Origin of the sequence: Idiomarina piscisalsi (assembly GCF_002211765.1) — a bacterium.
GTDB classification, from domain to species: domain Bacteria; phylum Pseudomonadota; class Gammaproteobacteria; order Enterobacterales; family Alteromonadaceae; genus Idiomarina; species Idiomarina piscisalsi_A.
Map to the genome: position 1 here is coordinate 2494969 of NZ_CP022133.1, position 22566 is coordinate 2517534.

The window sequence follows — 22566 nt, forward strand, 5'->3', positions numbered from 1 at the left end:
CAGCCTGTTGCTGATACGACTGGCTATTTCGGTATACCAAACAGGATTTTGTCGGCGCTGTTGGCTAAAGCAATGAGCATGATCACAACCCAGGTTCCCAGCACCCACCAAAACGCGGTCCAGGACATCCAGACAAGCTCCAGAAACAACAAATCGAACAGACCCACAATCAACGTCGACATTAAAATTGAGGGCAAAAGCACGAGAAAGATGACACCCAGTGCCAGGGGAATAGCGCTAAGTGTTTTTAACCAATTAATGAGGCGTTGCATATGAACTTACTGTTAATTAAAAGTGTCCGCAAACGTACCTCGCATGCGCGGATATATCAACTTAAAACGCAGCGTTTGCCGGTTCGACAAGTTTTTTAAGCACGACTACACTTTTGAGTAAATACGTAAGGAGTGCAACGGCTTGAGGCAACCGATCCGAACGCATAAAAGTTTACGTAAAATTCGCGCCAAAACGCCAAACAGCGGTACCTTTTTAGTGTTCTCAGCGGCTATCTGCTGGGGGCTTTCCGGAGGTATCGCCGGTCTTCTCATTGAGGAAGGATGGGGTCCTTTTCTAATATCATTTTATCGTGCGGCTATAGGACTGATAGCCTTTTCAAGTTGGTTAATTTTAGCGCCAGCAAAGAGCGGGCTGCATAAAAAAAAGCTATGGTTATGGTCTCTCCTGGCGGGACTCGGGGTTGCCGGAAACTTCTCGTTTTATTTTCTCAGTATTTCTGAGAGCGGTGTATCTATAGCGGCAACCCTAATGTATTGCGCCCCCATATTCGTCTATTTACTCTCATTTCTTTTAAAACTCGAGAAACCAACGCTCCTCAAATTTATTGGCATAGGTTTTGTTGTCGTAGGCGTGACGCTTCTGACGGAAGTCTATAAAGCCGACGGCTCAAATATGAATGTATTGGGGATCCTTTTTGGGCTGCTCGCGGGAGCCTCTCTCGCCCTATTCATTTTTTCCTTTAAGTACGCAACCCGTCACGGTAGTCCACAATCTATTTTGTCGATTTCATTTTTAGTGGTTCTGATAACGTTATTCGTACCTAGTCAGCCATCAAGTATTATTGCCGCTTTAGTATCAGAGCAGCTTCCGCTGCTGATTTTGCTTGGTGTGTTAGGTGGTGGTACGTCCTTCATTCTCTATTTGTTCGGACTACGCAAAACCGCTCCGGCAATTGCCTCTGTTGTGGCTTTGGCTGAACCGATTTCAGCATCGTTGTTCGGTGTGGTTGTGTTAGGAGAGCAGTTAGCCATAGCGCAGCTGACCGGCATCGTCATTATTTTAGTGACAGTAACCTTATTAAGCGTGGCATCGTCTCGACGTTAAACTCATCAAAAGAAAGTGGGGATACTGCGCCCCACTTCCGAAGCAATGGTTAGTTTTTGAACTCGCTACTTGCCGCTTTAACGGCAGTCGTTAAAGACTGGGTGGCTGATTCAAGACCTTTACTAATGTCAGACCAAGCGTTCTCACTCGACTTTTTTAAACCTTCCAGCTTTTCTTCTGCCTGATCTTTTAATGCTTCAAGTTCGCTGATCTTCTCTTCATACTTTATTTGGGTATCAGCCTCTGACTGCTTAGCTTTTGCTTTTAACCGATCAATTTCCGCCTTCATTTCCTCGATCTTAGCTTCGTGCTTTTTCTCAAATGCATCTTTATTACTCATGCATACCTCCAAGCTTTTATTGAATAATAAACAACCTGTCTCTTATGAGTATGGTCAGCGCATCGAAAACGATCAAGGCAGCGTTTATTTCGCTAAATAAAAAAGAGCCTTCCAACCAAGTAATCCAAACACAGCTGAATTCGTAGACATAAGAACAGTTTAAAAACGGAGAATGTTATGTCTGAAGTAGCAGAAAAAGTAGTTGTTATTACCGGCGCGAGTAGTGGTTTAGGTGAAGCCACTGCAAAAATGCTGGCTCAAAAAGGGGCTAAGTTAGTGCTGGGCGCACGCCGTGAGGAGCGGTTACAACAGCTGGTTGATGACATTACAAGCGATGGCGGTGAAGCCATTTATAAGGCCGTTGACGTCACTAAGCGCGACGAGGTAGAAGCCTTGGCCAACGCAGCGCTTGAGAAATTTGGGCGCATTGACGTACTGGTCAACAACGCCGGTCTAATGCCGTTGGCGCCACTGGATGAGCTTAAAGTGGACGAATGGGATCAGATGATTGATGTGAACATTAAAGGCGTCATGTACGGTGTTGGTGCCGTTCTGCCAACCATGCGCAAACAGGAAAGTGGTCACATTATTAACTTATCGTCAGTCGCTGGCCACGTCGTATTCCCCGGCGCCACGGTTTACTGTGCAACCAAATTCGCGGTTAAAGCGATCAGCGAAGGTATTCGCCAGGAATCCAACGGCCAAATTCGCTCAACCAACATTTCGCCGGGGGCAGTAGCCACCGAGCTGACGGATCACATTTCGCATAAAGACTCGAAAGAAATGGCAGATGATTTATACAATGACGCCATTGATTCAGACTCAATCGCCAGAGCGATTACTTTTGCTATTGAGCAACCCGGCGAGGTTGATGTAAATGAAATGGTTATTCGACCGACTAAGCAAGAGCTATAGGTAAACGATAGGGGCGGTTAAACACCGCCCTTTTTTATAGTGAATTATTCGCCGGACGACTCAGATAGGCTTTCGTCAGCCAAAACAACTTGGTTTCGACCATTCGTTTTACCTTTATACAAAGCCCGATCCGCTATCTGCAATAAATGCTCCTGATCGACAACTTGCTCTGAAACACTCACCAAACCAAATGTCGCTGTAATACTGATAGCATGGCTCTCATAGCGAACTTCTAACCCTTCGATAAGCCCCCTTATCTTCTCAGCCACTTTAAGCGCTTCATTTTCATCAGTTTCTGGCAGCAGTACGGCGAATTCTTCTCCTCCAACGCGAGCAAAAATATCTTCCTCGCGGAGCTCTGACTCTACTGTAGCAGCAACTTCGGAAAGAACCTTGTCGCCCGCTGCATGACCATATGTGTCATTTACTCGTTTAAAGTGGTCAAGGTCGAAACTTATCAGCGAAAGGGGCTTTTTATAGCGAGAGTAGCGGTTAAACTCTCTATCCATCGCTTTATTAAACGCCCGCCGATTCCCTATTTGCGTTAAAGGGTCAATAACAGCTTGTTGCTCTAATTTTAATTCTAAGTTTTTTTGCTCGGTAATATCACGAACCGTTCCAATCAAGGTAATGCCATCGCTTTGTAATTCGGCCAGTTCATGCACCCATATGAGAGTACCATCACGAGTTTTCATCCGATGTTGAACATCATGGATGCCTGTCTTCTGAGCTTTTTCTTCACTGCGAGCCACTGATACCATGTCTTTCTCAGGAACCAGACTCCTAAAGAATTCGACAGATGGCTTTAGCTCACCCGGTTGATAGCCCAGAATTTCATAAACCATATCCGACCAATAAAGTTCACCCGACTCCATATTCGCTTCCCAGTGACCTGTTCGTGCGATTCTCTGGGCCAACTTTAAGTTGGCTTGGCTTTTTTCGAGCTCTAGCTCAAGATTTTTACGGTCAGTAATATCGATGATCATGCCATACCAAAGCGTTGACTCATCAATACCGGATTGTGGTCGAGCGTGTCCGAAGACCCATCGAGTCTTACCAGAGTGAATAACTCGATACTCACAAATCCAGTCAACACCTTTTTCAGCCGACTCAGTAATTGTCTTTGCTACGCGAGGCAAGTCATCTGGATGAATAACCTCAAACACCGATGATGCATCATGTTTAACAGCTTCCGGTGCAACACCGTAAATGTGACGTAGTCCTTGACTGGCAAATGGAAAGCATGAGCTACCGTCAGGATGTTGCTCATATTGATAGACCACACCAGGTAAGAGATCGGCAAAAGCTTCAAAACGCTGGCTAAGTTCTTTTAGCCCACTAATATCGATATGGGTGCCAACCACCCACTCAGGTTTACCATCGGCGGTTCGGGAAACAAGTTTTCCATAGTCCCGCACCCAAACCCAGTGCCCATCTTTGTGACGCATCCGAGCTTCACATTCGTAAAAGCTGCGTTTGCCATCAAAGTGTTCGTTCAGAATTTTATCGGAGACTTGTCCATCTTCGGCGTGGACATACTCTAGCCACGTCTCGATAGAAAGAGGTTTTAACTCGTCTAACGTATATCCAATAATCTCAGCCCAGCGCTCGTTAAAGTAGCACTCTCCGGTTTGCACATTCCATTCCCATGTTCCTGCTTGAGTCGCTTCAAGCATCATCATGAGACGATCGGTCAATGGAAGGTTTTGATATTTTCCGTAGGGCATCTGGAACCTTGTTTGCTATTAATTCTTAGCAATTATCTCAGATTGCGAAAAACAATTCACTGACATCAAGTAAGCTTTTAAACGCTGTTTCATTCAAAATAAACGGCGAGTTTGTCTATTAAGGTGGGACTTTTACTAACGCGTTATTTCTGCTTTTGGCTCAGCAATAAAATACCCCTGAGCATAATCAATCCCTATTTCCGTCAGGGTCACTAAGGTTTCCCTATCACACACAAACTCAGCAATCGTCTTAATGTTTAACCCCCTGGCTAAGTCGACAATGCTTCGAGCAACATGGAGACTGTTTTTGTTCGTGCATATCGATTTAATAATAGAGCCATCTATTTTTATATAGTCAGGCTTCATCTCAACTAAGTAGACAAAATTTGAGTACCCACTACCAAAATCATCAATGGCAACCTTTGCGCCAAACGAACGAATATGATGAATAAATCGATTCATCGCATTAAAGTCTTTTATAGATTCGGTTTCTGTCATTTCAAAAATGATCTTAGCTTCAGGGTTCCCCTGCAAGGCATCGGTAATATAGTTAACGGTCTCCCTATTAAGAATATCCTGACTCGCTAAATTGACTGAAATAGGACACCGAGAAAGAATGGACTGTCTGACGGCAAAACCGACCATTAACCGGGTTAGCTGAGGGTAATAACGTGTTTTCTTTAAATAGTTCAAAAACACCCCAGGAGAAACCACCTCGCCATTACGTAACTGAATTCTGGCTAAAGCCTCGTACTTATTTGGCAGCGGATTCTCAGCGACTGTCGCGACCTCCTGAAAATACGGAAGAACCCTTTCTTCCTGTAAGGCAAGCCTTACTTCTTCCAACCAAAAGTAGAAGTTATTTGCCTGCGCGTCCTCTGTTTTAATAATTATGCTTGTAATAAAGTGTTCATTTTTCGCTTCGATAGCAGCACTCTCAGCATAAGCTAACGCGCGCTTTGAAGAGGCGCCTATACCAATTGAGAAATTAATTTCATGGTGGTGTTCGTCAATAACAATATCCGATAACTCGAGTGCGTCTTTAATACGCAGTACCTGGCTTCTGAAAGCCTCAGTGGAAATTGGTTTAAGAGGCCTGAGCGCAAATACCGCACCGTTAATATGGTAAACCTTAAGCGAATAGTTCATGCAGCATGATCGCAGTCGTTCCGCCACCGCCTTTATAATAAAATCACCATGATTGACCCCCCAGTAGTCGTTGAGTACCTTGAAATTCTTCACATCCAAGATAGCCACACAGTCAACCGGCGTTCGTTCCAAATCCCTTGAGAGCTTTGCCCGGTTTGGTAGTTGAGTCAATGTATCAATATTGTGCTTTTGGATGGCTTTTCTGGCCGTGACGATGTCAGTCACATCGTTGCGAATGCTAACAAACTCCTTTATTTCACCACTTGCATCCGTGATGGGATAAATCACTGTTTTCACATAGTATGAGGATCCGTCTTTGCGGCGGTTACGCAGGAGTCCCTGCCAGCGCTTTTTCGCGGTGATGGTGCGCCACAACTGCTGAAACACCCTGTCTTTCATTTTAGGATGTCTAATGACGCTATGGGTATTACCGATTAGCTCATTAGCGCCATAGCCGCTTACTTGTTCAAACTTTTTATTAACATAGGTAATGACACCCATTGAATTGGTGACCGATATGATAGAGCTCTTGCTTAACGCGCGTTGGTGCTGCTGCAGGGAAAAAAGCAGCTCTTCGTGCTCCAGGCTCGCTTTACTCGCTAAATTTGCTAATGCTTGAGTTGAATTTGGCAACGACTGCTGTGTGGTTTTCTTACAGGATCGTTTAAGTGGCTCTTCGCTAAGCTGCAAAACCGTAGTACTTAAGTTTAACAGCTCCGTTTTACCCTCAATGGTTGAAAATTCACCGTAAAAAAAGCCACCAATAGCCGATGTCTTTGCTGCTACTCTTTCTACCTCTTCACTCATACGCCCTCTTAAGAAGGAGCGTCTGGCAGCACATGCAAAAGTTAGCGTACAAACATTCGGTTGCGGTTCAAATTCAGGCGTTGACGCCAAAATAGCCGATACGTCTGCAAAAGAAAAAGAGACTTTGTCACCCTCTTTAACAGTGCCCGCGTACTTTATACCGCTTTGACAATGCGTATAACCGATAGGTGCTCGCAAGACAAAGCACTCCCGACGGCGAATCATCAAGGGAAACTCAATAACATTTCTGGGGAACTGCTCCGCAATATGTTCGCCCATATACTCTTGATAGACCGTAAGAATAGGCTTTCTATCGAGTTCATACACATGGTTTCCGGCCGCTTTAGTTACGGTAAACGTTTTCCCTATCGGTCTCCACCCCTGATAGCTGTCCACAGAAAAGTGTAGGTTCTCACCATATAAAAACGCACACACAGAGCCAGCCTTAAGAATTCGGTCTCCAGCTATCGTGTATGCCGATTGAAACTGACCGTTATCAGCGGCAACCCCACCAGCAACGCAGCAGCCCGGGTTCGCTGCCGACAAATGCTCAATAACCGTATCTGGGTTTACGCTAAAGGCATTAACATAAATAATGGCCACTTTTGGGGAAGCCCCGGATAAAAATGAGAGGTTTAACTCACGTTCTTGAGTTGTCATTTCATCAAGAGGGGTAACGACTACCTCAGTTCCTTTATTAAAAAGGCAGAACTGTAAGGCGACTGAATTTGAGTAGCACTGCCCTTGAACTATTTCTCCACACGTTGACGAGCCAATGATAGAGAATTCGGGCAAAAGTCGCATCAACCGCTTTAAAATTTGCGCAATTCGTTCTTCGTTAACGCCCGAAGCCACCTGCACCATACCTCGCTCATTTCTAAGCCTGTGCCGATCAATAAAACTCGTCAATTGCTCATTACTAACAAAGCGATGCGTTAACTGCTGCATAAGCTAACCATGTTGTTGGCTTTCCCAAAACTGGGCGGTCAGTTGTTCAAGGCGGTTAGTAATAGCGACCGTTGCGTTGCTAACGTCGCTACTCAACTTTACTGCCTCCAAGTTTTGCTCAGCATTCGTCCTTATCGAGCTAATACTGGTATTAATTTCCTGAGCCGCTATGCCCTGGTCTTTCATCGCGGTCGCTATCTGCTGGCTCATGGTTGAAATCTGCGTGATGGCGGTCACTATCTGCTCAAGATTCTCAGCAGTTTGAGAGCTTTTCTCTGCACTCTCAGCAGCCATTTGTTCACCGTCACTCATCGCTTTAACGGCTTTGCTAACACCGGTTTGAAGCTGCTCGATAACTGTGCGTATTTCTTCCGTTGCGTCCTGAGTTCTATTCGCCAAAGACCGAACTTCTCCTGCAACCACAGCAAAGCCGCGCCCTGTTTCTCCGGCCCTGGCTGCCTCGATAGCCGCATTAAGCGCAAGCAAATTAGTTTGCTCTGCAATTCCCGTTATAACGTTAAGGATATTTTCGATACTGGCGCTATTCTGTGAGACTTCATTAATCAGTTGTGCCGTTTTACTTATTTGATTCTTAAGTAAGTTAACCGATTGAGAGTTCTCATTAACAGTTACCTTCCCCTGAGTCGCTACCCGATGACCATTGCTGGAGGCGTCAGCTGCCTCATTCGCATGATTAGCCACGCTGTGTATTGAGTTGGTTATTTGATCAATAGCGGCAGACACAAGCTCGGTCTGCTCAAACTGCTCTTTCGTGCCAGTTTCCGACTGAACAACCGCGCTACTTAAACTATCGGTGCTTTCTGATAAAGCGCCGGACATGTCATTTATTCTGCCAACAAGAGCCGCATTTTCAGATTCCAGCTTTTTAATCGCTAGCAGAATTGACCCTGCTTCATCAGACCGTCCTGTATAAACGAACCTTGCAACTGGGTCGTTGGATACCTTTACACAAGCAGCGACGGCATTTTGTATTGGTTTCAAAAGAGTCAAAATTACGGCAAAAACAATAGCCGAGCTCACCAACGATGCGACCCAAAACGTGAGTAATCCGGCTCCTAAAAGATAAGCGGCCGATGGCACAATAAAAGATAAAGAAAAAGCCATCGCTAACTTTACTGGAAGGGGTACAGGCTGCTTCGTTTTTCGATGGTTAGCGCCCTTATTTATACACTCGTAAACAGCCTTTGCCCGCTCTACAAATTCAGGCTTAGCTTTACGACGAACCGACTGATACTCCTCTACTTTGCCTTCTTTCTTTATCGGCGTAGCGTAGGCATCGACCCAATAGTGATCGCCGTTTTTGCAACGATTTTTAACAATACCCATCCATGACCGTTCCGCTCTCAAATCGGACCAAAACATTTTAAAAACGGATGGAGGCATTTCTGGGTGCCGGACGATGTTGTGGCTTTGACCTATCAGCTCATCTTGGGAAAACCCACTAATGTCAACAAAATCCTGATTTATATAGGATATCTGCCCTCTTAAATTCGTCGTTGATAAAATATTCGCTCTATTTGAAAACTCTTGTTCTACTCCCGTTATTGGAAGATTTTGTTTCATAAAGGCATCCCAAAGCTGCGAAGTATTCAGCGCACTTTAAATTGTTAAAAAAACGTATAAAAATTAACTGTCTTTTTAATAACTTGTTAACTGATTGCGACAAACTGCATAATAACCACGTTAAAAGTAAGGTTATATGATTTAGATCAAAACTCCTTTCAAATGTGCAAGGCAACGGTTAAAACGTCATCGCTAAACCGGCGGTTAAAGAAGAGTAATAACCAGGCTGGAATCATGGTAAATTTGAGTTTTCAATACGCTTGAGCTTCTTACAATGCAGTGCCAGCCTAAAATTTGTTAAGGATAGAGTAATAGATGTTTCTTGATCAGCTAAAACAGGATTACGCCATCACGCTAAAGAGCGTGACTCAGTCAACTCGTCAACAGATCGCAAGAAACGTCTGTCAGATTAAAGCGGAACTGGCTGAATCTTTTTATGAGGTGATGCTTTCTCACAAAGAGGCCTCTCAGTATTTAGACAACCAAGTCGTACAGACACGCCTTAAAGGCTCACTCCAAACTTGGCTCACAAAGCTTTTCGATCCAAATGTGGGAGAGGAAGACCTGGATAATACCATTCAGACCCAACTTCACATCGGCGAAGTACACGGTCGAATTAATATTCCCGTACATTTGGTTTCAAGAGGCGGCAGAGTGTTGAAGCAGGAATATTTAAATCGACACTCTCCATCAATTGAAGATTTTAACTTCTTTTCACAGCTTATCGATACAGCCTTAGAGATCATGTCAATTGCGTATCATAAAAACAGTGAGCGAAATAGCCGAGAAGAAGAGGCATACCGACTGTTCTCAATTACCCAAAATATCGGTCGCGAGAAAGAGTTTCAGCGTGCAGCATTGCTGGATTGGGAAAATGAATTGCTTTATTCGTATGCTGAAGCCGATGGTAAAAATAAAGTCATGCGCATTACACAGTCCGAATTTGGACTCTGGTTCCGTCACAAAGGCCTGCATGCCTTTGAGGGGGCGCCTGAATGTAGCCAGGTGCTGGAGCAAATGGAGAATATCGATAACAACCTTCTTCCGACGTTAGAAGGTGATGCACGCCCGACCATCAAGCATATACGCGAATTACGGGCTGCGTTGAAAAACGTGCTTTATTGCGTTGATAGCCTGTTCCAAAGAAGTGAAGAGCTGGAGGCAGGAAAAGACGTTCTTACCCGGTTACTTAACCGTAAGTTTCTGCCGGCCGTTATGTCAAAGCAACTTGAGATGGCGCGACGACGCGGAGAAAAATACGCCGCACTCATTATAGACGTTGATCACTTCAAGAAAATTAATGATACCTATGGTCATGACAACGGCGATCGTGTTTTACAGCAACTGGCTGTTTTACTGACGAATACCACACGAAGCGGGGATTATACGTTTCGGCTCGGAGGTGAAGAGTTCATGGTCTTACTCGTCGATGTTGATGAGAAAAGAGCGCAAATGTTAGCGGAAAAAATACGAGCGGCCGTTTTCAAAGAAAGTTTTCAATTATTAGACGGACAAACAATAGACGTCACCGTCAGTATCGGTATCTCCGTTTACTCTGGTCATCCGGACTACCAGTATGATTTGACTCGCGCAGACGAAGCGCTTTTCAAAGCGAAGCAAAGCGGTCGAAATAGAGCGGTTTTAGCGACCGGGTAATGAGCCGACTTCTACCTAACTTAATTAAAAAACAACAATCACAAAGAGAAATTCAAAATGTATAGACGACAAGCACTTTATATTGCCTTTTTGGGTGCGGCTTTCCTTCAGGCATGCTCACCTGCGAACCAAAGCTCTCACTCTGACAGTGTGAAAGCCCCTGTCGCAGAAAAAATACCGTACGAAATGACCATTCATGGTCATACTCGCATCGATAACTATTACTGGATGCGAGACGACGAACGCAAAGATCCTAAAGTTCTCAGTTATCTCGAAGCTGAAAACGAATATGCAGCACAGAAACTGGTTCACACAGAAGAGCTACAGCAAACTCTATTTGAAGAAATGAAAAGCCGGATAGCGAAGGATGATAATTCAGTACCCACACGCGACGGCGAATATTTTTACTCGACTAAAATGCGTGGCGACAACGAATACCCAATTTACGTTAGAAGCACCGACTTCGAAGGTACTGATAAGCAAGTTCTGCTCGACGTCAACAAACTTGCTGAAGGTGAAGACTATTACTCGCTAGGTACACTCGCTATAAGCCCAGACGACAAAGTGATGGCCTACAGCGAAGATACGGTCAGTCGCCGCATGTATCAGATCAAACTGAAAGATATGGAAACAGGTGAACTGCTCCCTGACCAGATTAAAGACACGTCAGGCAGTATTGTCTGGGGCAACGATGGTCAGCACTTCTATTACATTAAAAAGGATCCTCAAACCTTATTAGGCTACCAAGTTTACCGCCATACACTCGGTACCAAGCAACAAGAAGACGAACTCGTTTATGAAGAGAAGGATACGACCTTCTATACTGGCATAGCCAAGAGCAAAGACGATTCGAAAGTTTATATTATTCACGATGCCACAGAGTCATCTGGGGTTTCGCTCATTGACGCAAACGATCCAAACGCCAAGCCTGTTGAGTTTGTGCCAAGAGAAGATGGACTGGAGTACAGCATTGCCAAACACGGCAGCGACTATTATGTATTAACCAATCTGGACGCCGTGAACTTTCGTCTAATGCGCGTAAGGGCAAACCAGATCGGCGACAAAAAGAACTGGGAAGAAGTCATTCCTCACAAAGCCGATACTCGCCTGGAAGATATTGAATTGTTCGACGAGCATTTGGTTTACAAACAACGCCAGCGCGGTCAAACTCAGGTGTTTATTCGCAACCTGGATACCAATAACGACCAACAACTAACCTTCCGCGACCAAGCTTACACGCTTTACTTATACGGTAATAATGAGCTCGACAACGACTCGTTACGCCTTTACTACACCAGTATGACGACCCCAGGTAGTCATTATGATGTCAGCCTTGATAGTTTAGATAAGACACTATTAAAGCAGCAACCTGTACTTGGCGACTTTGACGCCGAAAATTATGCCTCTGAACGCTTATTTGTGACTGCCCGTGATGGCGCAGAAGTACCGGTAACGTTGGTTTACCGCAAAGATAAGTTCAACAAAGATGGTACCAACCCGCTGTATCAGTATGGTTATGGGTCTTATGGCTCTACCTCTGACCCCAGCTTTAGCAGTAACCGTCTAAGTTTATTAGATCGCGGCTTCGTTTTTGCTATTGCACATATTCGTGGTTCACAAATGCTTGGCCGCCCTTGGTACGAAGACGGCAAAAAACTAAACAAGAAAAACACCTTTAATGACTTTGTCGATGTGACTAAAGCTTTAGTTGAGCAAGGTTATGGGGCAAAAGACAAAGTATTTGCCATGGGCGGAAGTGCCGGCGGACTACTGATGGGCGCTGTAATTAACCAAGCTCCTGAGTTATATCGGGGTGTTGCTGCACACGTTCCTTTTGTCGATGTTGTCACCACCATGCTGGACGAAAGTATCCCACTAACGACTAACGAGTTTGATGAATGGGGTAACCCGAAAGAGAAACCGTACTATGACTACATGCTGTCTTATTCGCCTTATGACCAAATCAAAAAGCAAGATTACCCTAACCTTTTGGTGACCACAGGCCTGCATGACTCTCAGGTGCAATATTTCGAGCCAGCGAAATGGGTTGCTAAGCTGCGCGACTACAAAACCGATGACAACTTATTGCTGTTCAAAACAGAAATGGAAGCTGGTCACGGTGGTGTTTCGGGCCGTTTTGCACGGTTAAAAAACACGGCGCTGGAGTACGCTTTTTTCTTAGATTTATTAGAAAAAGAAAAGCGTTAGCAGGGTCTTTAGTTAGACAGGGTATGGCCGCTTATGAACTGCGGCCTGCCCATTGCTGAAGCTGCGACGCAGACATAACCCCCGCCTGGCGCGCCACCTCTTGTCCACTTTTAATCAACAGTGTTGTCGGAATACTTCGTACGGCATATTGCTGTGCTAAATGCGGCTCTTGCTCTGTACTTATCTTTAAAAATTGGGCGGCATATCGCATATTTTTCGCCGCCTGTTCAAAGTGAGGGGCATATTGCTGACAAGGACCACACCAACTCGCCCAAAAATCGACAACTAACGGCATATCCGCACTCTGATGCGCTCTAAATTCATCGCTATTTACGACAATAACTTCTCCGCTAAAAAGCGATGACTTACACTGACCGCAGACGGCGTTCTCGTTTCTCTTATCAACCGCAATGCGGTTTTTCTTGTGGCATGAAGGGCACGCGACAATCATTTTTTCAGTCATTGAGTTTGCTTCCTGTTGCCTTTCGCTCAACGTGAACTATAACGGTGTTACTTTACGTAAGTGTAATACGATTTTTGACGGATGTAAGACTTAGGTAATGTTAAATTTAGATTTTGCTAAACGAGTCATTATTGAAACGGCGAAACAGGAATGGGTCGACAGCCCAGCTGCCGGTGTGCGTCGTAAATTATTGGAGCGTGAAGAAGCTGAGCGCGGTCGTGCAACCAGCATTGTTGAGTATAAGCCAGGTGCTTCATTCAGCACTCATGAGCACCCGCTGGGTGAAGAAATATTAGTGCTTGAAGGTGTTTTTTCTGATGAAAACGGTCACTATCCCGCCGGCACCTATATCCGTAATCCACCTGGTAGCTCGCATGCGCCGTTTAGTAAGGATGGCTGCAAGTTACTGGTCAAGCTGCACCAGTTTCAAACAGACGACACTCAAACAGTACGCATTAACACCAATGAAGCGGAATGGCTGCCCGGCCAGGGTGGGTTACAAGTTATGCCATTACATAGTCATGGCACCGAGCACGTCGCACTGGTGAAATGGCCAGCTCAAGAAGTATTCAAACCCCACCGCCACATGGGCGGCGAAGAAATACTGGTATTATCCGGGGAGTTTTGTGATGAACACGGGCGCTATCCAACAGGCACCTGGATGCGCAGCCCACATATGAGTACGCACCACCCGTTTGTTGATGAAGAAACAGTAATCTGGGTGAAAACCGGACATTTAGGGTAATCTAATGATCCTATGTACTTAACCATATTCCTTACAGCATTTCTCGCCGCTACGATTTTACCCGCTCAGTCAGAGTTTGTTGTCGCGGGTGCTCAACAGATGGGTTACAACATTTGGGCGATATGGTGGCTGGCCTCAATTGGCAATACGTTAGGGTCTGTGGTGAATTACATTCTGGGCCGATTCCTGGTGCAGTATCAGGATCGTCGCTGGTTCCCGTTCAAACCTAAATCTCTGGAGCGTGGTCATCGCTGGTTTGAGCGCTTCGGTAAGTGGTCTCTCCTTATGGCCTGGGCCCCATTTATTGGCGATCCTCTTACCTTTATTGCCGGTATGCTTCGACTCACCTTCTGGCAGTTCTTGATTCTGGTCTTCGTCAGTAAATCGGGTCGTTACGCTATTTTGCTGGGCATTACGCAGCTGTTTTAGTACGCGTTAAGCTTAACTTTTTCATAACACTCGACTAAACTCTTATAAAAATTAAGAGTTGGAAGCTTTCAATGCGTTACATCACGACCCTGTGCTCGAGTTTTATCTACCTTATCAGTTTTGCAACGCTCGCTATGCAAAGCAAAACCGGTCTGCCTCAACCAGCCGAGCAAGCTACGTTATTATCAAATTCCATAACCAACCAAACCGTTTATATTGATAACATTGAGGACTCCGGGGTCTTTACGGGATACGTCGAAGCAACCTCGGGCGTCCAGTACCCTATTGATGTCTATTTAAACGGCACAATAACCCTGTGCCTAAAGCAACCACCCTATACTGAGTTTCGCGTTTGCCTGTCCCATACTCTGCTAGAGCAAATTGAGGGGGATGAAAAGTACATGGATCCTGTAAACTTAACGGAGAGGCAGGTTTTACATGTATTTACCTCTGGCAAAGCAAGAGTCGTCGCTTCTACGCTGCACTACTATGAATATGAAGACTTGTTAGAGTTTAAAGTCGCGGGTGAACTCTCCAAGTCTCAGCAAACACTAGCCAAACGAGTGGTGAAAAGCAGCGTAGAAAAAGCAGAAAAGGCGTTTGGTTCATACGGTCAACTTGATCACCCTCAAGTACCTGCTGATCTTATCCATATTACGTTGGTGGAGGAAATCGGCCCTTATCAGTTCACGGCGTTATTAAAGTCGAAAGATTTTCCGGCAAAGCTGACAACCGTGCATGCGAGACGTGTTGATAATAATGATACGTTTAAGGTGACCTTTATTGATAAAGACGGGCTTCCTAATCTCTATGGGTACTCTTACCAATACCGACCTAAATTTTACGGTAAGCCCTTTTCCGGAAAGCCGATATACGAAATATGTCGCTTCGACAAGGACGACAACATACAAGATTGTGGTGAGTATTGGCTGAATTTATCTAAGTATTTTCAAGACGAAGCAGAACGCGACATCTTTAATTACATGCAGGGCTAAGAATGGAAGACGAGCATATCGATGATTACATAAGCGGCATCGTGCAAAGCTGCCAGTTTTATTTGCTTGAAGGAAACATTCATGCTGCTCTAGCCCATATTATTTCTAACTTGAGTGCCCTGGAAGAAACCAGCGATCACCCTCTTAAGCACCAGATTGTTCAGCAAGCGCAAGCGGGACAACTCGAAACGATTGAACAGGTTGAACTCTTCTTGCGGCATTATCTTTAACGTCTCGAACGCTACGCCCCAATGTACTTAAGTATATTTCTAACGGGTTTCTGGCCGCCATTCATTGGTGACCCTCTCACCTTTATTGCCGGCGTTTGATCTAATCACAAAAACTTTGCGTTTTTCTGCTTTAGAACCAGAATTAATATGACCAACACTTATTAGAGTGAGTTCGACATGAAAAGATTTACTGGCTTACTGTTTGCTGTGTGCATCAGCGGGCTAACCGCCCAAACGGCAATGGCACAAGATGAAAAAACGGCGATGGTGCCCTTACCCTCACAAGACGACTTCTCTAAAGGAGAGGATGGCTGGGCTTTTGGTCTGGGGTTAACAGTTGAATACGAAACAGCCTACGAAGGTTCGGACGAATTTGAATTTGAGCCTCAACCTGCGGGCGCTGTGCAATGGCGCAGCGGTGACAACATTTTCTACTTTGCGGGTGAAGCGCTCGGCTGGCGTGGTTTGCGCGCCGAGAACTGGCTTTTAGAGGCAGCCATTGGTTTCGATGAAGGCCGTGAAGAGAATGATTCCGAAGACGGCTATTTGGATGGGCTTGGTGATCAGGACGAAGGGGCTGAACTGGTGCTGCAGGCACGCCGCGCACTCGATGACGATTGGCGTTATTGGTTAGTCAGCCGTGTTGTAGCGAGTGATGAAGGAAATCTCGCACTGTTTAGTGTCGGCCGCCGCTTTGGCGAGCAAATGGACGGCACTGGCTCAGAAATTAATGTCGTGGCAACGTTTCACAACAGCGAGTACGCCAATAAAGGCTTCGGCATAGATGCAGGTCAAGCCGCAGCGTCCGGCCTACCGCAAACGTCAATGAGTGGCGGATTACGCTCAATTGGCATTGACTACAACTATCGCCACTACATCAATGACAACTGGCAGCTCTACGGCGAAGCCTTGTTTGAATATTACAGTAGCGAAGTTCGCGATAGCCCAATCGCTCGTAGTAACTATGAAGCGGAAGTCGGCATCGGGTTTATCTATATATTCTAGAGCGAGCGTCATCGACACTCTATCGCTTTTCGTTGTCGCTCTAACGACTCTGCATGAATATGTAAACCAAATAGATTAAGTTGCCTTTATTACCTTAGGAACAATACTAACTAAAACAGGCAACTTACTATGAAACGTTTGGTCACAAGCCTCCTTGTTTCTGCGGCATTTGGCGCGTCTGCGTCAGGTGGTACGTCAGAACGACCGTTAATCATGCAGCCGGAAATTAGCCCGGACGGAACTCAAATTGCATTTAGTTACCAAGGCGATATTTGGACAATGTCGACATCCGGCACCAATCCAAACCGCTTAACCATTCACGAAGGCTATGAAAGCTCACCGAAATGGTCAAAAGACGGTAACTCTATTGCATTCAGCAGCGACCGATTCGGCAATGACGATGTCTTTATTATGCCAAGCGAGGGAGGTCGTCCCGATCGCTTAACCTATCACAGCGCCTCAGACCGCGTATTAGGTTTTAACAACGATAACCAAGTACTCTTTAACACTCGCCGTTTGTACGCCGAAGTAGAGCGTGAATGGGAAGTGTACAGCGTTGCCACAACGGGTAATGCAACCGAGTTCCGCTTTATGGACGCTTTAGGCTTTGACGCCGTGGTATCACCCGATGGCAAGAAAGTTGCCTTAGTGCGTAGTACCGCCAGAGTGTCTCGTGAGGATTATCGAGGTCCGGCCAACCGTAATATTTGGGTTTACGACACCGAAACCGGTGAATATAACCAATTAACCGACTTTGATGGCAATGACTTTATGCCTAAATGGTCGAGCAATAACGAGCTGTACTTTATCTCCGCTCGTGCGGGTAAATACAACGTGTTTAAGCAAAAGCTCGACGCTAGCAAGGCAACACAAGTCACTAATGAGAGCGAGTTTGGTGTTGAGCACTTTAGTATTGATAAGCAAGCAAACCATCTTGTTTATCAGGCAGCTGATAAGGTTAAAATGATTACGGAAGGTCAAAGCACGTCGCTCGACCTCTCGATTCCTACGGACTTTCGCTTTGACCCTGTCACACAAAAATCAACGACTAACTCACTGGATGAATACAGCGTGTCGCCTGACGGCAAACTGATTTCTTATGCCGTGCGTGGTGATTTATTTGTGAAGCGCAACGACAAAGACGACAAGCGCTCGGTCAGGCTAACAACTGGAGCGGCGCGAGACAGAGATGTCACCTGGCTTGACGATAATACGCTGTTGTTTGTGTCTGACCGTGACGGCCAAAACGATATTTTTGCTGTGAAATCAGCGGACGCTGAAGAGCCGAACTTGTTTAAATCGCTGAAGCATTCAGTAATACCTATCACACGCACCGACACACAAGAACGCCAGCCTCTGGTTTCTCCTGATGGCAAGAAGGTCGCCTATCGTGAAGGGCGCGGTAAATTAATTGTTGCTGACGTTGCCGAAGACAAATCCTTCACAAACCAGACGGTATTGTTAGACGGGTGGGCGACCCCTAATGATGTAAGCTGGTCACCAGACAGCAACTGGCTCGCTTATGCTATTTCTGACTTATCGTTTAACAGTGAGATCTTTATTCATCCTGCAGACAGCTCGCAAGAGCCCGTCAATGTCAGCATGCACCCCCGGGGAGATTACAGTCCTGTTTGGTCGCCCGATGGCAGTAAGCTGGGCTTTACGTCAATGCGAAACAATGGCGACTACGATATCTGGTTTGCCTGGTTAAAAGAAAGTGATTGGCAACGCTCGCAAGAAGAATGGAAGCGCGATGAATTTGCAGAAGAACCCGCTGAGACCAAAAAAGACGAAGATGACTCAGAAACTGCGGATAAAGTCGTCGAACCGATGCAAATTGACTTAGATGGCATCTATGAACGACTGGTTCAGGTCACTCGTTTTGCCGGTAATGAGACGGGTTTAGCCTTTGATAACAAAGGCGAGCATGTCTATTACGCCATTGGCGGAGCCGGCCGTCAGAATTTTGAAATGGATCGGGACCTGTTCAAAATTAAGTGGAATGGAGAGGATAAAAAGCTTGTCATTAAGGGCGATAAACGGCCTCGCGACTTGTCGTTGAGCGATGACGGAAAGCATCTGTTCGCGCTGACGAACTCCGGCACACTGGTCAAAGTTAATACGAAAAAAGACGAGTCCGAAACGTTAACGACCGTGTCGCAGCAAAACATTGAACACATGGCCGAGCGCGCACAAATCTTCGATGAGGCATGGCAAGCACTCGATGCCGGGTTTTATGATCCGGAGTTTCATGGCAATGACTGGCAGGAGCTAAAGGAAAAGTATCGTCCTTTGGCATTGAAGGCATCAACCAAAGAAGACTTCCAGTACATTTTCAATTTAATGCTTGGCCAGGTCAACGCCAGTCATATGGGCTTGTACCGCGGTGAAAACCAAAAGCAGACGCAAAAGACACAGACGGGCTTAGTCGGCGTCGAGCTCTTACCGACCAACGAAGGACTTTCGGTTGCGTCCGTGCTGAATAATAGTCCAGCGGCACGCGATGACAGCCGCCTGCAAGTGAATGACGTGATTACTCACGTGAATCAGCAGCCGGTCAGCGACATTAACTTTTATGCGGCATTAAATGGCTATGCAAACCAACGCGTTTTGCTGAACGTGCAACGCAACGGTCAAGATACTGAAGTCGTACTCTGGCCAACCACCAGCCTTAGTGACCAAAAGTACGACAACTGGGTCGACACACGCCGTGCAATGACTGAGAAATACTCTGATGGCCGTTTGGGCTACTTGCATATTCGCGGTATGAACTGGACCAGCTTTGAACGTTTCGAACGGGAGCTCATGGCTGCTGGTTACGGTAAAGAAGGGATTGTCATTGACGTTCGTTACAACGGCGGTGGCTGGACAACAGACTACCTGATGGCGGTATTAAACGTTGAACAGCATGCTTACACGATTCCTCGTGGTGCCACAGACAACCTTGACGAAAATAAGAAAAAGTTCAGAGACAAATATCCCTACTCTGAGCGCTTACCGTTGTCGGCGTGGACCAAGCCTTCCATTGCTATGAGTAACGAAAACAGCTACTCAAATGCCGAAATCTTCTCGCATGCCTATAAATCGTTAGGTATTGGCAAGTTGATTGGTCGCCCCACGTTTGGCGCTGTTATTAGTACCGGGGCTGAACGTCTTGTTGATGGCTCAATTATCAGAATGCCATTTAGAGGATGGTGGGTTAAAGAGTCCGACGCTAACATGGACTTTACGCCGGCACAGCCTGATATCGAAGTGTTTAACCCGCCGGCGTATAAAGCCAAAAACGTGGACCCACAGTTAAAGCGCGCGGTGGATGAATTGTTGAAGACACTGTAGTACGTTTTGTTAAGTGGCTAAGAATGAAGGTAAGCTCTATAGTAAGGGGCTCACCTTTTTTGTGATAAAGCAACGCCCAGTCAAGAGTCCTTACAGCTTAAATCGTGCGTAAAGGGGGTTATGATCGGACACTTTACTGGTATCGATCGCTATTGTTTCCTGCAACGCAAGGCCTCGATAAAAGATGAAATCAAGAGGATGCTGTCGGTAGGCTTTAACATGATGGGGGTCGACCATAATGGCTTGGCGAAGACCCACGCTACGACAGAACTGCAGCAAGCTTAGGCGGCGCCGGCGACTCCAAACGTTAAAGTCACCAGCCACAATGAGCGGTCCTTTATGTCCTAATATCTCTTGTTTGATGAGCTCTATTTCTTGGGAAAATTTGCGCGCACGAACAAAGTTAATCGCATGGACATTGACCACTAATAATGACCCACCCTCAGCTAGCGAGTGATAAGAGAGCATGTAACTTTTATGGGTTGCGAACATGCCTTCGCGCTTGCTACTCAGTCGCGCTTGAGCTTCTTGAAACACATAACCACTAGCGGTGAGGACACCATACACGGAGCGACGTGTTTGCATATTCGGCGCCACTGCATAAGACCAATCAGGAAGCAGCCAATTATTTTGGGCACTCAGCTTCACCTCCTGAAGCAACAAAAACAAACTGGGGTAGTCTTTTAAAACGCTTGCTAAAGTATGCTGAAACTCTGGCTTCTCGGTCAGTTTTTGTGTATTCCAGCACAACACACCAAACTCTTCCCCATGATGAATAGGGTGACCGTCTATGAGCTGTTGAGGAAACAAAGCTTTGGGTTTTAACACGACGCTTTCGCCTTTTTAATATGGTAGTACCTTATTAATGTACAGTGGCAAGCTGAGTTTAGTTTATGAAACGTTAGTCTGAAAATATTCGGCCACAATTTGGACACATGACGTTTTTAGTAAGCGGGTACTATCAAGGAAAGTGTTGCTAAAATGGCGCACCCTATAGGAGTCGAACCTATGACCTTTGCCTCCGGAGGGAGTTTTAATTGAGTCCCAGTGAGTACTAATAATTCCTAAATTTCAATTATTTTCAGTTAGTTATAAGAGTCATTAGTCACAATGAGTCCCACACAGTAACCTCCGTTCCCACCAAAAGTGTGGGACTTTTTGTGGGACTAAATAGTTCCAGCAAAGAGGAGCTATATTATGACTTTACAAAAACTATCCACCCCACGCGCAATAGACGCACTTAAGCCACGTGAAGATGGCAAAAAATATCGACGTACTATCCAGTGCCGTGGCATTGCGAAAGGTACGTTATTCGTCTTGGTCTCTTCAAAAGGAAAAAAGACTTTCTACTCTCGCGCCAGCTACAGTTCACAGCGCATCGATATCCGATTGGGGAGTTACCCAGCTATATCACTGCAAGAGGCAAAGCAAAAACACAATGAGAATATGGCACTCATTGATGAAGGTCGCGATCCTCGAATTGTTAGGCAAGCTGACAAACTAGAAAACGAGCAACAAATAACACTAAACGAGTTATTCGACGACTGGTTCGAATTTCAGCGCGAAACGGGAGATCAAAAGGAAACGACTTTGAATGCCCACCGCTGGCGCTATAAAAAGTACCTTCAGCAGAAGCTTGGCGGCTTACCAGTCAACATGATTGATCGCCTCACACTACTCAAGACCTTACGTGAAACGGCACGGATCTCGAAAGAACAAGCGCGCAAGTCATTCACCACATTAAACCTTCCTTTGGATTATGCTCAGGCTCAACAAATCATTGAGGTTAATCCCTGCCGCTCTCTTAAACCCAAAGACGTTAACGCGTCAAAGGCAAAACCTCGCGACCGTTTTTTATCCATGGGTGAAATAAGCGAACTACTCTACTTGCTCAATAATGAATGTACCAATAGCTCGCCACAGCTAATCGTATTTACAAAAATAGCTTTAATAACTGGCGCTCGTCGTGGAGAAATACGAAACATGCGCTGGGCAGATTTAACGAGCAAAGATAATGAAACATTTTGGAGCATCAAAGAAACTAAGAATGGAAAGCCGCACCGTATTAGCCTGCACAAATATGCAATGCAGCTTATCAATAGCTTAAAACCCATAACCGGAGACTCTGAGTGGGTTTTTGAATCTTCCTCTAGAAGAGAACAGCCAATAGGAATTGATAGCCCTACACAATTTATTAGTCGTTTAATAGAAGACCATAACTTGGAACATTTTCGGCTGCATGACTTACGTCGAACTGCTGCGACACAGTGGGCTGAAGAGTTGTCAGCCGACTCACAGTTAATAGAACTTATGCTCAACCATTTACCACAAAACCAACTCGTTAGAACTTATCAAGTGGTGCAACGCTCTACTGAACAGTCTGAAATACGAGCTAAGTGGGAAGCCTTGCTTTCTAATTTTGGTCTTTTAGGTAAAGAAAAAACTATTAACTTCGATAAGACAGCTTAACTCAATACGTCAATAAGGAGCTAGGAGGCATACCTGGCTCCTCCATAAAACCGTCCTAAAAAAGACTCTGACGCGTTTAAAGTTAATTCATAACCCAGGGCAAAAGAACCTCAATTTAACGCCTTATAAATCGATACAGAAGCTTAAGATAAAACCGCCGCATTGGTACTTAAAATCACCAATCGAAATACAGTAATCCGACTCTCAATCAATTATAGATAT

18 protein-coding genes are annotated in these 22566 nt (G+C 45.5%); 11 read left to right on the forward strand and 7 right to left on the reverse strand.

All coding sequences use genetic code 11. The features are described 5' to 3' along the window. Positions 1 to 23: 23 nt before the first annotated feature. Positions 24 to 272: a hypothetical protein gene (locus CEW91_RS11900; protein WP_088769246.1), complete on the reverse strand. Its 249-nt coding sequence runs from the start codon at positions 270 to 272 to the stop codon at positions 24 to 26. Positions 273 to 414: 142 nt separating this feature from the next. Here CEW91_RS11900 and CEW91_RS11905 point away from each other — a divergent pair, with 142 nt between their 5' ends. Continuing rightward, positions 415 to 1338 carry a DMT family transporter gene (locus tag CEW91_RS11905; RefSeq protein WP_232506983.1) on the forward strand — a complete coding sequence of 308 codons (924 nt, stop codon included), beginning with the start codon at positions 415 to 417 and terminating at the stop codon, positions 1336 to 1338. Positions 1339 to 1387: 49 nt separating this feature from the next. Here CEW91_RS11905 and CEW91_RS11910 read toward each other — a convergent pair whose 3' ends face one another. Next, on the reverse strand, positions 1388 to 1678 hold the full coding sequence (locus CEW91_RS11910) for a coiled coil domain-containing protein (RefSeq protein ID WP_088769247.1): 291 nt from the start codon (positions 1676 to 1678) through the stop codon (positions 1388 to 1390). 177 nt (positions 1679 to 1855) lie between these two features. Between CEW91_RS11910 and CEW91_RS11915 the strand changes: the two genes are divergently transcribed. Beyond that, positions 1856 to 2593: an SDR family oxidoreductase gene (locus tag CEW91_RS11915; protein ID WP_088769248.1), complete on the forward strand. Its 738-nt coding sequence runs from the start codon at positions 1856 to 1858 to the stop codon at positions 2591 to 2593. Positions 2594 to 2637: 44 nt separating this feature from the next. Here the strand turns inward: CEW91_RS11915 and CEW91_RS11920 are convergent, their stop codons facing one another. From CEW91_RS11920 to CEW91_RS11930, 3 genes are all read right to left on the reverse strand, one after another. Continuing rightward, positions 2638 to 4320 (reverse strand): GGDEF domain-containing protein, encoded by a 1683-nt coding sequence (locus CEW91_RS11920; RefSeq protein WP_088769249.1) that lies wholly within the window; start codon positions 4318 to 4320, stop codon positions 2638 to 2640. Positions 4321 to 4455: 135 nt separating this feature from the next. Next, positions 4456 to 7224: a bifunctional diguanylate cyclase/phosphodiesterase gene (locus tag CEW91_RS11925; RefSeq protein ID WP_088769250.1), complete on the reverse strand. Its 2769-nt coding sequence runs from the start codon at positions 7222 to 7224 to the stop codon at positions 4456 to 4458. Between the two features lie 3 nt (positions 7225 to 7227). After that, complete coding sequence (locus tag CEW91_RS11930; RefSeq protein ID WP_088769251.1) at positions 7228 to 8808, reverse strand: methyl-accepting chemotaxis protein; 1581 nt, start codon at positions 8806 to 8808, stop codon at positions 7228 to 7230. A 315-nt stretch (positions 8809 to 9123) separates the two neighbouring features. Between CEW91_RS11930 and CEW91_RS11935 the strand changes: the two genes are divergently transcribed. Beyond that, the gene (locus CEW91_RS11935) at positions 9124 to 10464 is read left to right on the forward strand and encodes a GGDEF domain-containing protein (RefSeq protein ID WP_088769252.1); all 1341 of its coding nucleotides are present in this window, start codon (positions 9124 to 9126) and stop codon (positions 10462 to 10464) included. 57 nt (positions 10465 to 10521) lie between these two features. After that, positions 10522 to 12672, forward strand: coding sequence for a S9 family peptidase (locus tag CEW91_RS11940; protein WP_088769253.1), 2151 nt, complete (start codon positions 10522 to 10524; stop codon positions 12670 to 12672). A 31-nt stretch (positions 12673 to 12703) separates the two neighbouring features. Here CEW91_RS11940 and trxC read toward each other — a convergent pair whose 3' ends face one another. Further along, on the reverse strand, positions 12704 to 13135 hold the full coding sequence (gene trxC, locus CEW91_RS11945) for a thioredoxin TrxC (protein WP_088769254.1): 432 nt from the start codon (positions 13133 to 13135) through the stop codon (positions 12704 to 12706). A 97-nt stretch (positions 13136 to 13232) separates the two neighbouring features. Here trxC and CEW91_RS11950 point away from each other — a divergent pair, with 97 nt between their 5' ends. From CEW91_RS11950 to CEW91_RS11975, 6 genes are all read left to right on the forward strand, one after another. Next, entirely contained in the window at positions 13233 to 13880 is a 648-nt protein-coding gene (locus CEW91_RS11950; protein ID WP_088769255.1) for a cupin domain-containing protein, read from the forward strand. Between the two features lie 12 nt (positions 13881 to 13892). Next, positions 13893 to 14309 carry a YqaA family protein gene (locus tag CEW91_RS11955; protein WP_088769256.1) on the forward strand — a complete coding sequence of 139 codons (417 nt, stop codon included), beginning with the start codon at positions 13893 to 13895 and terminating at the stop codon, positions 14307 to 14309. A gap of 71 nt (positions 14310 to 14380) precedes the next feature. Further along, complete coding sequence (locus tag CEW91_RS11960; protein ID WP_088769257.1) at positions 14381 to 15304, forward strand: hypothetical protein; 924 nt, start codon at positions 14381 to 14383, stop codon at positions 15302 to 15304. Positions 15305 to 15306: 2 nt separating this feature from the next. Continuing rightward, complete coding sequence (locus CEW91_RS11965; protein ID WP_058576521.1) at positions 15307 to 15534, forward strand: hypothetical protein; 228 nt, start codon at positions 15307 to 15309, stop codon at positions 15532 to 15534. Between the two features lie 177 nt (positions 15535 to 15711). After that, the gene (locus CEW91_RS11970; RefSeq protein WP_088769258.1) at positions 15712 to 16539 is read left to right on the forward strand and encodes a MipA/OmpV family protein; all 828 of its coding nucleotides are present in this window, start codon (positions 15712 to 15714) and stop codon (positions 16537 to 16539) included. 129 nt (positions 16540 to 16668) lie between these two features. Beyond that, entirely contained in the window at positions 16669 to 19875 is a 3207-nt protein-coding gene (locus CEW91_RS11975; RefSeq protein ID WP_088769259.1) for a S41 family peptidase, read from the forward strand. Between the two features lie 90 nt (positions 19876 to 19965). On the opposite strand, the gene CEW91_RS11980 is transcribed toward CEW91_RS11975, so the two are convergent. Further along, a complete protein-coding gene (locus CEW91_RS11980) occupies positions 19966 to 20703 on the reverse strand; it encodes an endonuclease/exonuclease/phosphatase family protein (protein ID WP_088769260.1) in 738 nt (245 codons plus the stop codon). A gap of 369 nt (positions 20704 to 21072) precedes the next feature. Between CEW91_RS11980 and CEW91_RS11985 the strand changes: the two genes are divergently transcribed. After that, positions 21073 to 22344: a tyrosine-type recombinase/integrase gene (locus CEW91_RS11985; protein WP_088769261.1), complete on the forward strand. Its 1272-nt coding sequence runs from the start codon at positions 21073 to 21075 to the stop codon at positions 22342 to 22344. Positions 22345 to 22566: the final 222 nt, after the last annotated feature.